The following is a 13,616-nucleotide window of genomic DNA, read 5'->3' as shown; positions in this document are numbered from 1 at the left end:
TAGCGAAATTGAGGTAAGAGACACCATTGCCTAACCCTATGGGGTGTAGCCGACGACCACTCGCAGCAGACGTAACCAACGCCGACAGCGATTTCGGTGTGTCCTTTCCTAACTTTCCAGGTGTCGTAACAGCAGGCACCAGCTTGGAAAATGCGCGCGCCATGGCTGAGGAAGCCTTGGCGCTGCATATCAACGGCCTAGTCGCTGATGAGGAGGCTACTCCCGAACCTTCATCTTTGGATGCCGTGATGGCCGATCCCGGAAATATAGAGGGAGTTGCGATTCTAGTAGTGCATAAGACTGAGGCGAAAAAAATCGGTCCGCGTAAAGGGCACTTTATCTGAAAATGTTCTTCAGCAGATCGACGCCTTCGCTGAGGCTCACGGACTGACTCGATCTTGGTTCCTGGCAAAAGCCGCCAAACGAGAAATGGAACTCGCGGCGGCGTGAGGTCATAAAACTCGAGGCTCCCCTCGCGTTTTTCTTTGCCGACCTCAAGCCATATCGACCCAATTTGGGAAGAGCCATATCTGCCAAGGCGCTTTGAGGCCACGGGAAGAATTCCCAAACCATGTGATGATCCTTTTTGTTTAGAATAGAAGACCCCGCTCAATTGCGGACCAAGATCAATGCAGCGTGAGGCGAGAGGCATCGCTCTGCGACGAGCGGCAGGGCCGTGGCATTTGGCCACAGCCTCTCGAAACCCACGATGTGATCGCGTATCTCAAACGCCCTGGCCACAACCGCCAGCGAGCGTGAGATTGTCATGAAGCAGCGCGATACACGGAAATACGACCAGCAACTTGGCTTGATCGTTTTGGCGGCCTTCCTGGCCGTCCTCCTCATTCAGGGCGCCATGCTGTTCCTATCGATTTGGCTTGGTGCGTAGCAGCAGCGCGTGCATCCCACTCAAATTTACCTCGTCGCTAGGAAAAACGAGCCACTATCCCGGCATGGCATGATGCCGGCTAGGGGAACGTGATGGGCTATGTCTGGAGTGGCGGGCGCGGACGCTCATGGAGATTGCGCGATTTGGAACGGCCCTCGTGCTAGCTGCCTTACTGATGACTGTCACTGCTCAAGTTGTGAGCAAGGCGATCTGAAGTTCAGCGCACGCTTCGGAAAAGCGAGAGCACACGCTCAGCTGGTGATCAATCGAGGCGAATCATGGATCCCCACGAAATAGCAAGAGAGGCATGGAGCCTTGCAACTCGTCACCTCGCGGGGGGGGGGGGGACGCCATCCGACCATGATGATTGGCCAGGCTATTTCCCTGGAACGCCAACGCTGTTCGAAAGTCGAATTTTGTTGCGAAAGCAGCGAAGTAGTTAGTGAGATCCGGGCGCGTAAGCGGAGAAAAGGCCCCGGATTCCCACAAGGTGATCCGGGGCCCTCTGCCCGAGCATTCAATTTCTACAGACGTCTAAAATCAGCGCCATTCCCTCGCAGAATGCAACCAAATCGATTGCAATTGCGCGCCAAGACGAGGGCCGCTTGGACTGTTAGTTGCCGAGATCCGCGGCACGGTGCATGGCGATTGCGCCGGTATTCGCCACTCGCAGCGGCTGACCTAAGATACCAAAGAACTTTGAGATGTCCGTCGTCAAGTGGCGCGACACATAGATGATGTCGCGGTTGTTGACCGGGAACGTTTGTCCGACCAACAGGCTGTCTGGACGGCTCATGTCTAAGCGGTAGACAAGCGGCACTCTCCCATGGCTGTCGGGCCGCATTCCCTTCTTAAGCATCGCGTCATATCGAGATCTACCGAGCAAGGATGCTGCTATCTCTGCTTCTTCATATCTGAATACGAAGAACCCTTCGGCGTCTGTCGCGAGATCGTTACCGCCCCTGCTCATGCCGAGCGCCTCGATGAGACTGAGATCTCGAGAGCCAAAGGCCTGTCGCTTGTTGGATTTAACAGCGCCCAGAACCGTAAACTGCCGAGGGTCGCGAACCAGGGTTATCTCGTCACCGGATTGAACCCAGATGTTTTCTGTAGGATTGTCGATGAGCGCGCTCATCAAGACGGTGCCAGATTTGTTCCCTCGGGTTACAGTGACAAACGTGTCATAGGTCTCACCGCGTACACCTCCCGATTTCGTGATTACGTCAGTGAGCTTCTCGCCTGCCAGGCTGAGCGGAACGACAGAAGCAGCGTTGACCGCGCCGGTGACCGTGACGTTGCGCGATGCGGTGTCCAGCGAAGTGACAATGACGTCAGGCTCAACGGCCTTGCCTTTGAGCGCCTCAACGATCGCTCGTCTCGCTTGTTCAAGGGTCAGTCCCGCAAACCTGACCTCGCCGACGTAGGGGATTGCGGCTTTCCCATCCGGTTGCACGACCACAGGTATCTTAGCGGCTTTCGACTTGGAGGTTGAGAACAGGCCATCGGCCCCAGCTTCAAATATCGAGACCACGAGGCGGTCGCCTATCCCGACAGTCGCGCTTTCCGGCCTTCCACCCATACCTAGGCGCTTTGAGAGCGTCGTCTTTGAATAGGCTGAAATTAGGCTGGCCGATCGATTATCGACGTCAACGACCTCATAGACCGTCGCGTCATTGCGGTGGAGCTCTTCAGGTGACTTGCCGGCGTCTGAAAGGATAGCATCAGTTAGCGGCCCCGCTCCAGGAACCACGTCCTGACAGGATGTAAGTGCTGAAACGAGAAACAGGGCAACAAGAATGCACTTCAAGCTAACTTTCCCTTTAGAAGGCGGGGCTTCCCGGTTGAGCGTTCGACTTCGCAGACGCGGCATTGATGCGCCAAAGACCGATGCGGTTTCAAGCATTTTCATTACTGATCTGGCAAATTGAATGCACGCGGGCGCCGCATGATGACCGCGCGATATGGAACAGCCGTCGCGCTGGCGCCGTTCAGTGCTCGGCTGTTCTAGCTTCCAAGCGATTGAGGCGGCGGCGAACGCACGCCACCTGACGACGCTTCGGTAACGACGTACCGCCGGAAGCCTCTGCTCTCCGCCGATCATCGCCTGCAAAGACCGGGCGCTGAGAAGTGTCTCCCGCTCCATGCTTACTTTGCTGCCATACTTGTTCAGCTGTCGCCAACCTCCTGAGCGGTGACGACGCATCGGGTCCTCCTGGTTCATCCAGTGTTGAAGAAAAGTTGACGTGCAAGGGCCCTTTCGCCGTGCTCTAACCATTGCAGTTGCCAATCGCCCGGAAAAACTGAGGACCTGCCGGTGGATTTCGAACGGATCGGACGCGCCCGCCTTATGATGCGGCTCCCTCATCATCGAAAGAAGCTCGCGGAGAGTGAATTCCTCGCCCTAACCAGCCTGATCGAAAACTACGGCGCGGCAGTGATTGAAAATAAAGAACACGATTGCCAAGCAATTGAAGAAAAGGTCGATCGACTTCTCTCGTCGCTTTTCTCCTGACTTTGGTTTGGGTATGCCGCTTTCCCGGTCGGTCAAAATAGCTTATTTTAGATTTCTCTTATATTTTGATAAGTAGCCGGCAGGAGGGCATCCATGGGGCTTGGCGGGACAACGATCAGAGCCGAATTTCTGGGCAACTATTCTGTCGCGTCCCTCGATCCCCTTTTGGGGGTCTTCGAGCTATCAACTTCGACGGATACAACAATCGAAGTGCTGCTGGACCGGTACAGCGCGGAGGCATTGCTGTCGGCCCTCGCGCAGCTCCTGGCGCAGGGAGAGGCATCGGAGTTTGATGACGGGATGTGAAGGGTTTGTTCGACGATGTGCGCTACCATCCAGACGAGGCGTGACGCCGGCTGGAGGATGGTGATGGGCTATGATTGGAACGGCGCTCGCGGGCGCCGCATCAAGATCGCGCGATTGGGAACGGCCGTCGCGCTGGCGGCCTTGCTGGTGTCAGTCGCGGCCAAAGTGGTCACGCGAGCGATCTAGCAGGAGCTAGGCGATGGGCTGTCGCCCCCGAGCATCGCGGCATCGATCATCATTTTCGAGCCTCATGTCTTCGCAGGGTCTCTGCCCAAGGCCACGATTCGAGCCCATTCCCATGATCCCCAACGCGTCTGTCGTTGGGACGTTCTTCATGTCGTCGACGGTCTAGTATCCCCGCCGTTTGAGCTCGCCAAGGAGCTTCGGGTTACTCAGTCTCAGGTGTGAAAGATTCGTGGTCATGCCCCATCAGATCAGGCTTTCGGACGTCGCGCAATTTGTAGGGTTCACCATAGCAGCCATGAAACCAGACGCCGCGATGGTAGTTTTCGATTGTGAGCCCGAGCAATCCCCTTCCTCCGCGAGGGCTTACTTGGCACAGCACACTCTTCGGCCCCTTTGGTTGCATCTTGGGCCGTTTTTTTTGGCGTCAGGAACCTTCTCCAGCGTCCCAGACTTAGGTCCGACGCGTTGACGCAAAGGTCTGGGTTGCATTGCCGAATCGTAATTGCTCCGCCACTTGCCGGTAAGCACCAGCGGTGTCAGAAGCCAACGCCGTTGAGGCCGGAGATCACCGAGCGCGCTCTGAAAGCGAAGGGCCGGGCGGTTCAGCTAAGGTTCAGGCTTAAGGAGCCAAGCTGAGCCTAGAAAGGATGAGTCAAATGAAACTGATCGTATCCACCCTTGGCGCCGTCGTCCTGGCGGCATCTTTCGCGCTACCGCTAAACGCCGCGCCAATCCTCGTGCCGAAGCCGGAACAGGTGCAGACCGGCGATGTCCAACAGGTAAAGCACCGCAAACATCGCCATGAGCATGCGGATCGCCACTGGAAACGGAAGTACGCCCATCGTCACTGCGGCTACTACGACAGGTGCTACCCCCGCTATTCCCGGTATTACGGCTATCGTGACCATTACCGATACGGCTATCGAGACTACTATCAGCGGCGGCAAGGCGTAACAGTCTACTTTAGCTTCTAGCCGGCAACTCTCGCTTAACACCGCCCTTGGGATTCCTGCCGCTCAATGGACAATTTCTCAGGAGGCTCCGGAAGCACCGAGGTCATAGACCTGCTGCCCGAGCTGTCAGCATGGGCGCGCAACCTGACGGTCCCGCCAGAGACTGCAACCGCACTGACTGAGCAAACCCTGGAATGGCTGGCTCGTCCGATCGATGGTCGAGCTTCGGCTTGGTCGGGGTCGTCGCTCACGTTCTGGAAAGCCCCGCGGAGGGACCGATGGGCTATGACTGGAGATGATACGCGACCGCAGTATGGAGAATGAGGACGTTTTGGAGATCTGTCGTGAAGCGGCCAAGATGATGCGGCAACAGCGTTAACGACTCCAATGATCACGTACCTGAGACACCACTAAATTAATCCACCCGCATGCAATCTGCGGTCCTTTGCCATTGTCCCTGCACGTTACAACTGGCGCTCAGGACCGCAGCCACCGACCCCGGGGCTCTGGTTTTGCCTTTCACGCGCAGGGAAGAATCGGCCGGTGAGCTCGTCGTTTTAGCGAGGTCGCTCGCGCTTGAGATTTCGATTTAACCCTTCCTTGGCTGCGCCACCTTAGATTGCACACCGAAGGGGGAGCGAAATGCAGAAATTCAGGGAACTAGGACGTCGCCGGTTATGGGTGAGACTGCCGAAATTTCGACGGGCGCTCGAAGCTGATGTCCGCCCGGCGGAGCTGAATGACCTTTTCGAGGCGTATGCGCTCGCAGCTGAACGATTGGAAGAACTGCAAAACAGAACAACATCCAGACTAATGTCTCTTATTCGAGTACGAGGTAGCAAGCAGGGGGATCGAAGAGGTGGTAAAGAGCCTTCTGACCGCTACCCCCGGCAATGCGGCGAACATCGCCACGCCTGTCGCGTCGCTCCGAGACGCAATAAGGCCCCGGAACCCCACGAGGATGATCCGGAGCCTTTCCGTCTGAGCGTTCGATTTCTACAGACGCGCCATTTATTGCTGAAAGTTCCGAGATTTCAAGGTGTACCCAACCTGACCAAGGACCGCACGACGCCGGCTGGGGAATGATGGGCAATGACTGGAATGGCGCTCGCGGGCGCCGCGTGAAGATTGCGCGATATGGAACGGCCTTCGCGCTCGCGGCCCTACTGTTTTCGGTGGCCCAAGTGGTGGGGCGAACGACGTAGAGGGGAAAGTAGATGGATGTCCTGGGCGGTCGCGATGGTCGCAGGGCGCGATTGCCGAGTTGCTACCGCGAAGACGGAGTCCTAAAGGCAATGCAAGATGGTTGCCCGCGACGGTAAACGGCAATCCGGTGTCGCAGAGCCAATGGTCGCCGGTGAGCGGCCGGGCTATCGAAGCCCCGTTAGCTGGAAGGGAAGTATCGCTCCAGCGCCCTCTCATCTATTGGTACCGCTTCAATCGCGAGGCGATACCTCCGTAAAGACAGCGTCAGAACCGGACGCGTGCACCGACTTTCGCACCAGCCGCCTGCGAACCGTCGCCCTCGATGTTGAAGAGCAGCGAGAAGTCGAGGTCCCAGTTGTCGTTGTTGGAGAGCGCCAGCCCGGCCGAGACCCGGCCAAACAGGCCTTCGCCATCGAGCGACGCAAAGCCGACATCGGCGCCGATGGTCGGCGACAGGATCAGGCCGTTTTCCAGTTCCAGCGTCCGCTCAACGTCAAAGCCGATGCTGAAGCGCGCCTGTTCCTCGATGAAGCCCTTAAGGTCGATCGTCTCCCCAAGCGCGTTCCTGACGGTGTAATCGTCGACCTCTTCGTTGAAGTAGACGGCTCTGAGCTTCGGTGTCAGCACAGTGATCTCGTCGAGCTGCCACTCGCCGGTCAGCTTGACGTCCGCCATCCAGCGGGTCGTGTCGAAGGTGCCTGTGAAGATGCCGGTGTCGATGTCGTTCGACGAGCCGCCATAGAGCAGGTTGGCATCGAGGAAGACCCCCTGGCCGATTTCGAACGAGGCATAGGGACCGGCGAGCCAGCCGTTGCCGGTCAGTTCGGCATCCTCGTCGGTTGGGTCGCTCATGTAGTCGTAGTGGAACGACAGGCCGACCAGCGCCCGCTCGCTGACGAGATAATCTGCGCCGATCGAGAACAGGGCGAAGTTGCCCCACTTGTCGCTATCGTCATCCTTGTCCTTGTGGAACAGGAAGCTGCCGTCCATCCAGACGTCGAAGGGCTGATCGGTCTTCACGAAGGTCTGGCCGGCTGCCGCCGCATCGGCGGCATCGCGCGCCGCCTGGATCTGCGTGAGGCTGGTCGAGAAGCCAAGGCGTGCGCCCCGTTCGGACGGCGCGACAGCCGTCGTCACCGGATCGGTGCTTGCCGCCGCCCGGCGACGCTCGATCAGCCCCGGAACCTTGACCGTCGACGACAACAGGCTCTGCCGGTTGCGCACGAAATCGCGCACCAGGCCGTCGATCTCCTCGCCGGCTGCGACACGGTCCAGTGCGATCTTGTAGGTGACAGTTCCAGCACCCGACGTACCGAGTGCGCTTCTCAAGGTGTAGCTAACCACCGCCGAACCGGAATAGGAAGGATTGGGCGTGAACTTTAGATAATAGCCGACCGGCGTAAAGCTGCCGGCGGCTGCAAGCTCGCCCTCGATGATCTCGGCTGTGCCAGCGATCGGCGGCGAGACCGAGGCGACGGCGGCACTGGTGAACGGACCGCCGGTGGCACCGGCGTTGAGATAGACGTTGTTCGGTGTCGTGCCGGCGGGCACGTCGACGACGATGCTGGGCGCCGTCACCGCACGCGGGTTGAGTTTGAGCGTATAGGCAGCCGAACCGCTGGCGCCACGGCTGTCGACGACCCCGATGGTGAAGCGGTAGGTGTCGGGTGTCGCATCCGCGGCCAGTGGCCCGGTCAGTTCCCCGGTCGAGACATTGAGCACCATGCCTTTCGGCAAAGTACCGCTCTTGACGCTGTAGATCAGCGCGCCGGTGCCGCCGCTTGCCGAAATCGGCGCGGAATAGGTCTCACCGACCATGGCATCCGGAAGGTTGCCGGGCGACGGGGTAAAGACGAAGCTGGCGGAGGCAACAGCGATCCGGTAGCTGGCCTGGCCTGTCGCGCCATGGGCGTCCGTCGCCGTCACGGTGAAGGTGAAGTCGCCGTCGGCGGAAGGTCGTCCTGAAATCGACCCGCTCGATGCATCGAGCGTGAGACCGCCCGGCAGCGCACCCGACGAGACCGTGTAGCTGTAGGGGGCCGTGCCGGCGCTGGCGGCAATGCTCTGGCTGTAGGAAACGCCGGGCACGCCGTTGGCAAGCGCTCCGCCAGCCGGCGTCAACACCAGCACCGGCGGCGAGACCGTAACCGAAACGGTGGCCGGCGCCGACGTTCCGGTCGCATTCGTTGCCGTGTAGGTGAAGCTGTCCGCCCCCGAATAACCGGCCGCCGGCGTGTAGAGGATCGTTGTGCCCGTCACCGTGGCCGTGCCATGCGCTGGCGCCGTGGCGATCGCAACCGTCGCCGCCGCCCCGCCCGTCAGATTGAGGCTGATGGCATTTGCGCTGGAGTTCGCAGCGACAGTGGCGCCGACCGGGCCGGCCGATGGCGCCTCTACGGCGACCGCGAGACTATAGCTTGCCGTGCCTGTGGCATTGTTCGCGTCGGTCGCCGTCACCGTGAACGTTGCCGGTCCATCGGCGGTCGGCGTTCCGGACAGGCGGCCGTCGGCTGCCAGCGTCAACCCGGCCGGAAGCGCACCGCCGGTCACCGCATAGGTGTAGGGAGCGGTTCCGTTGGCAGCGGTGATCGTCAGATCATAGGCATCGGCAACCGTCGCACCAGCAAGCGCACCCGCAGCCGGCGTGAAGGCGAATGTCGGCGGCGACACTGTCACCGTGACGGTCGCCGGGGCGGAAGTGCCGGTTGTATTGGTTGCCGTATAGGTGAAGCTGTCAGCGCCGGAGAAACCGGCTGCCGGCGTGTAGCTGAATGTATTTCCAGCCACCGTGGCCGCGCCATGCGATGGGGTCGCGACGATGGCGACCGAAGCGGCCGTGCCGCCCGTAAGATTGGGCGAAATCACGTTGGCCGACGAGTTGGCGGCAACCGTTGCCGTTGTCGCGTTGGCAATCGGCGCCTGGATGCGAACCGTCAGACTATAGGTACCGCTGGTTCCGACCGCGCCATAGGCATCTTGCGCTGCAACCGTGAAGGTGAAGCTGCCGTCTTCGGTCGGCGTGCCGGCAAGCGCACCCGACGGATCGAGCGTAAGCCCGGCCGGCAGGCTGCCGCTGGCGAGCGCATAGCTGTAGGGGCCCGTGCCGCCATTGGCCGTGAAGCTCTCGTTGTAGGCCGTTGCCACGGTTGCGACCGAAAGAGCCCCAGCGGCGGGCGTAAAGGCGAAGATCGGTGCCGAGACGGTGAACGACTGGCTGACGCTCGCAGCCGCCAGATAGGCGTTATCGCCGGCCTGCGAGACCTCGATGGTGCAGGTGCCGCCGTTGCGGAAGCTCACGACGCCACCGGAGGTGACGACGCAGACGGTGGTCGTCGAGGATTGCCAGGCGACGGTAAGCCCGGAACTGGCGCTCGCGCTCAAGGTCACCGGCGTTGCATAGTCCTGCGCCCCCGGATTGGCAAAGCTGATCGTCTGTGGCCCCTTCGGGGTGACCGCAGTGGAGGCACTTGAGACCGCCCCCGGACCGATGCCGTTGGCAGCGGTGACCGTGAAGGTATAGCTGGTGCCGTTGGTCAGGCCCGACACCGTCAGCGGGCTTGCCGAGCCTGTCTCGCTCTGGCCACCGGGGCTGGCGGTCACGGTGTAACCGGTGATCGCCGCACCGCCGGTGCTGACAGGTGCAACAAACGCGACCGAAGCCGAGGCATTGCCGGCCGTGGCGACAACGCCGGTCGGTGCATCCGGCGCGACCGCGTTGACGACGAACGAGCGGCTGGTCTGCATCGCCGGCAGATAGGTGCTGTCACCCGCCTGGTCGGCAAGGACGGTGCAGGTGCCGGTCGATTCGAAGGCCAAAAGCCCACCGGGCGAAATCGTGCACACCGCCGGCGTCGATGACGTGAAGCTGACCGTCAGGCCGGAGTCCGACGTCGCCGTCAGGGTCGGGGTCGTACCGAAGTTCTGCGTGCCCGGATTGGCAAAGGTGATCGTCTGGATCGTGCGCGGCGTCACCGCGTTGGAGGCAGCCGAGGCCGGACCGGGCGTGCTGCCGTTCTCCGCGACCACCGTGAAGGTATAGCTCATGCCGTTGGTGAGGCCGGCGACGACCACCGGACTGGAGGTGGCGTCTCCGGTCAAACCGCCCGGGCTCGAGGTCACGACATAACGCGAGATCGGCGCGCCGCCGGTGTTAGCAGGCGCCACAAAGGCAATGCTCGCCTGGCTGTCACCCGCCGTCGCAACCGCCCCCGTCGGCGCGCCTGGCGCAACCGCGTTCACCGTGAAGCTCTGCGTCACCGTCACCGCAGCAAGATAGGTGCCGTCACCCGTCTGGTCGGCACTGATCGTGCAGGTGCCGGCCGAACCGAAGGTCAGCAAACCACCAGAATCGACCGTGCACACAGCCGTCGTCGACGACGTGAAGCTCACCGGCAGGCTCGAACTCGCCGAAGCCGTCAACGTCGGCGTCGTGCCAAAGTTCTGCGAACCCGGATTGGCAAACGTGATCGTCTGCGTCGCCTTCGGCGTAACGACGTTGGAAGCGCCGGATGCGGCACCCGTACCGGCTAGGTTGGTGGCGGTGACTGTAAAGGTGTAGCTGGTACCGTTAGTGAGGCCGTTAACATCGATCGGACTTGTCGGCCCCGTCCCGATCAAGCCCCCCGGGCTCGCCGTGACTGTGTAACCGGTAACGGCGCTGCCGCCATTGAACGCAGGCGCAACGAAGCTCACGCGTGCGCTGGCATCACTTGCCGTGGCTGCCGCCCCTGTTGGTGCGTCAGGAACCACTGCAGCGACATTGATGCTGTAGTTTTCGCTCGCCGTCCGGCTATGCATGTCGGTCGCCGTAACGGTGACGTTGAAGGCGCCTGCAACCGTTGGTGTGCCGGTGATTGCGCCGCTTGACGAGGCCAGGCTAAGGCCGGGGGGCAGCGTTCCCGGGGCTGCGGAATAACTGACCGTCCCAAGCCCGTTCACGGCTGCGATCGACGTATCGGAGTAGGCCGTCCCGGCCGTAGCAGCCGTCAAGGCACCGCCTGCGGGCGTCAATGTCATGGCGGGCGCGGAAATCGCGATGCTATAGGCGGCCGCCGCCGAACCGGCGGTCGAGCCTGTCGCGGTGATCGTGAAATTTTTGGTGCCGTAAGCTGCCACCGTCGGCGTGCCGGAAATCGCACCGGTCGAGCTCAGGCTGAGACCGTCTGGAAGCGTGCCGGCCGTTACCACATAGGTAAACGTCCCCACGCCGCCGGTCGCAGAGATCGATGCGCCCGGATAGGCGACGTTCACGTCGCCGCCGGCAAGCGCTCCGGCAGGTGGCGTCAGCACTACGGGTGGTGCCGCGATCGCTATCGAATAGATCTTGGAATCGGTCCCGATGGTCGCAGCCGTGGCCTTCACCGTGAAACTCGCGGTGGGGCCGTAGGCGCCAGGAAGCGGCGTTCCGGTGATCGCGCCCGTCGAGGGATTGATGCTCAGACCTGCCGGCAGGGCGCCCGCCGACACCGAATAGGTGATCGCACCGACACCCCCGGTCGCCGAAATCGAGCTGTTTGAGTAGGCAACACCCACCGTTCCGCCCGAAAGCGCGCCGGCCGCCGGCGTCAGAACTACAGGCGGCGCCGCGACAGCGATGGAGTAATTCGCCGAAGCCGAGCCGGTGGTCGCGGCGGTCGCCGTCACCGTGAAGTTCGCCGTACCTACGGCCGTCGGTGTGCCGGTGATTGCCCCGGTTGTCGGATTCAAGCCGAGGCCGGCCGGCAATGAACCCGCCGTTACCGCATAGCTGATCGCGCCCGAGCCGCCGCTGGCCGAAATCGCCTGAGAATAGGCGGTACCGACCGTTGCTGCCGAGAGTGCAGAACCGCTCGCCGGGCTGAGGGTCACTGGCGGAAAGGCATTGACGGTGACTGTAAAATTCTGTGCCAGGAAATGGACGCCGCCGGTTGAAATCGTAGTGCTGTCCTGGATCTTCAGCTTGAAGGTGAAACTTCCCGTCGCCGTCGGTGTACCGGACAGAAGCCCACCTGTCGAAAGGCTGAGGCCAGTCGGCAGCGTGCCGGTGTCGAGCGTGTACGCATATGCCGGCGTGCCGCCGCTGGCGGCAAACTGGACACTGTAAGGAGTACCGACGCCGCCATCGGGCGGGTTGTCCGGCGTCACGTCGATTACCGGCGCCGCGATCGTCGGATTGTAGCTCTTGTCATATGTATGGGGTGTCGGCGTGGTGGAATCGGTCACCCGCACGATGAAATTGTAGGGCCCCGAACCGGTCGGCGTTCCCGAAATGACACCGCCGGCCGAAAGTGTGAGGCCAGGCGGCAGCGTCGTCCCGCCGGCGAGCGCATAGGTATAGGGCGCCGTGCCGCCGGTGGTCGCGAGGGTCTGACTGTAAGGTGTACTAATAGCGGGGGTCGGCAGGCTTACCGGCGTCACCGTCAGCGGCGAACTCGACGGCGCAATCGTCACGTTGAAGGTAACCGGCGACGACATGCTTTCATCGTACGCAATGAAGCTGTCGGACGTCGCTCCGTCCCCATTGTTGGTGTAGATCAGGGCGTTGGTATTCGTCGGCATGCCGAACGTCAGGCTACCGTGGCTCGGAGGCGTCCCGGCGTTGGTAACGAAGCCCCATACGGAGCAGGTGATGATGCTTGTTCCGCCGGACGCCACCGAGATGTTCTGGGTCGTTCCGCAAGCGCCCGCTCGCGCGGAGGACACTGGCCAGAACGTTGCCAGGCAAAGCAGCACCAAGAAGCCAACGAAAGAAAACAACGGCTGGATACGCCCGCCCTCGAGACATGCCCGACCGATTGACTTCTGCAACATGTCCCGCCCCCGCGCGTACTGCACGCCACATGGACGGAAGTCCATCGTCACGACCAGTCCGTTCACCGCCTCGGCTATTGAGTGACACGTAATTTCGAGTCTCACAACCCTAAATCGCACCACTTCTGCGCGAAAGCTAATAAAAATGTTTCTTGAACCCCTCTTCCTAACTTGCGCGTTATAGGAGAGAGTAGGCGCGGGGATTAAATCCAGAGTCGTCACGCTTGTTGCATCGGGGGAAACAATGGCCGAACCATATGTCGGGCAGATCATGATGGGCGGATTCGGCTTTGCGCCGCGTTCTTTCGCATTTTGCAACGGGCAGATTCTGGCAATCAACCAGAACCAGGCCTTGTTTTCTCTGGTGGGAACGACATACGGCGGCAACGGCAGCACGACTTTCGCCCTGCCAAACCTCCAGGGACGCACGCCCGTGTCTGCCGGCCAATCCGCCGACCCGAACTGGCAACCTCCGGCCCATGCGATTGGAAAAATTGACGGCGTGGAGAACGTGACGCTGAATTCGCAACAGATCCCGTCGCACTTGCACGTTGGCAACGGCGCGACCGCTTTGGGCGGGGAGCGTAATCCGGAAGGCAAGCTCTTCGGCACCACCTCTGCGCCCGTATACGCCAAGACCGGTGGTGTACAGGTTCTGCTGTCGCCGCAAACCGTCGCATCGACCGGCGGCAACCTGCCTCACGCCAATATGCAACCATACAACGTGATCAACTTCTTCATCGCACTTGCGGGTGTTTACCCGTCGCGCAGTTGA

At 61.1% G+C, this 13,616-nt stretch carries 8 protein-coding genes and 1 pseudogene; 7 read left to right on the top strand and 2 right to left on the bottom strand.

Features of this window, described 5'->3' with window-relative positions:
• The first annotated feature begins 38 nt into the window (after positions 1-38).
• Together ACIQUG_RS32835 and ACIQUG_RS32830 are read left to right on the top strand one after the other, a co-directional pair.
• A pseudogene (locus ACIQUG_RS32835) lies at positions 39-450 on the top strand (type II toxin-antitoxin system HicB family antitoxin).
• A gap of 316 nt (positions 451-766) precedes the next feature.
• On the top strand, positions 767-889 hold the full coding sequence (locus ACIQUG_RS32830) for a hypothetical protein (RefSeq protein WP_255381107.1): 123 nt from the start codon (positions 767-769) through the stop codon (positions 887-889).
• 613 nt (positions 890-1,502) lie between these two features.
• On the opposite strand, the gene ACIQUG_RS32825 is transcribed toward ACIQUG_RS32830, so the two are convergent.
• The gene (locus tag ACIQUG_RS32825) at positions 1,503-2,687 is read right to left on the bottom strand and encodes a polysaccharide biosynthesis/export family protein (RefSeq protein ID WP_402326551.1); all 1,185 of its coding nucleotides are present in this window, start codon (positions 2,685-2,687) and stop codon (positions 1,503-1,505) included.
• A 516-nt stretch (positions 2,688-3,203) separates the two neighbouring features.
• On the opposite strand from ACIQUG_RS32825, the gene ACIQUG_RS32820 reads away from it, so the two are divergent.
• The 4 genes from ACIQUG_RS32820 to ACIQUG_RS32805 all read left to right on the top strand — a co-directional run bounded on the left by ACIQUG_RS32820 (position 3,204) and on the right by ACIQUG_RS32805 (position 4,867).
• Positions 3,204-3,401: a hypothetical protein gene (locus tag ACIQUG_RS32820; RefSeq protein ID WP_060529396.1), complete on the top strand. Its 198-nt coding sequence runs from the start codon at positions 3,204-3,206 to the stop codon at positions 3,399-3,401.
• Between the two features lie 93 nt (positions 3,402-3,494).
• Positions 3,495-3,707, top strand: a complete 213-nt coding sequence (locus ACIQUG_RS32815; protein ID WP_402326510.1) for a hypothetical protein — start codon at positions 3,495-3,497, stop codon at positions 3,705-3,707.
• A 63-nt stretch (positions 3,708-3,770) separates the two neighbouring features.
• The gene (locus ACIQUG_RS32810) at positions 3,771-3,893 is read left to right on the top strand and encodes a hypothetical protein (RefSeq protein ID WP_402326509.1); all 123 of its coding nucleotides are present in this window, start codon (positions 3,771-3,773) and stop codon (positions 3,891-3,893) included.
• A 656-nt stretch (positions 3,894-4,549) separates the two neighbouring features.
• Entirely contained in the window at positions 4,550-4,867 is a 318-nt protein-coding gene (locus ACIQUG_RS32805; protein WP_402326508.1) for a hypothetical protein, read from the top strand.
• 1,449 nt (positions 4,868-6,316) lie between these two features.
• Here ACIQUG_RS32805 and ACIQUG_RS32800 read toward each other — a convergent pair.
• Positions 6,317-12,589 (bottom strand): putative Ig domain-containing protein, encoded by a 6,273-nt coding sequence (locus tag ACIQUG_RS32800; protein ID WP_402326505.1) that lies wholly within the window; start codon positions 12,587-12,589, stop codon positions 6,317-6,319.
• Positions 12,590-13,085: 496 nt separating this feature from the next.
• Here ACIQUG_RS32800 and ACIQUG_RS32795 point away from each other — a divergent pair, with 496 nt between their 5' ends.
• Positions 13,086-13,616, top strand: a complete 531-nt coding sequence (locus ACIQUG_RS32795; protein WP_402326504.1) for a phage tail protein — start codon at positions 13,086-13,088, stop codon at positions 13,614-13,616.

The sequence above is a fragment of the Ensifer sp. NPDC090286 genome, from assembly GCF_044769565.1.
In the GTDB taxonomy this organism is placed as follows: Bacteria; Pseudomonadota; Alphaproteobacteria; order Rhizobiales; family Rhizobiaceae; genus Ensifer.
Note: the sequence above shows the minus strand (reverse complement) of the source record. Positions and strands in the feature narration are given on the sequence as shown.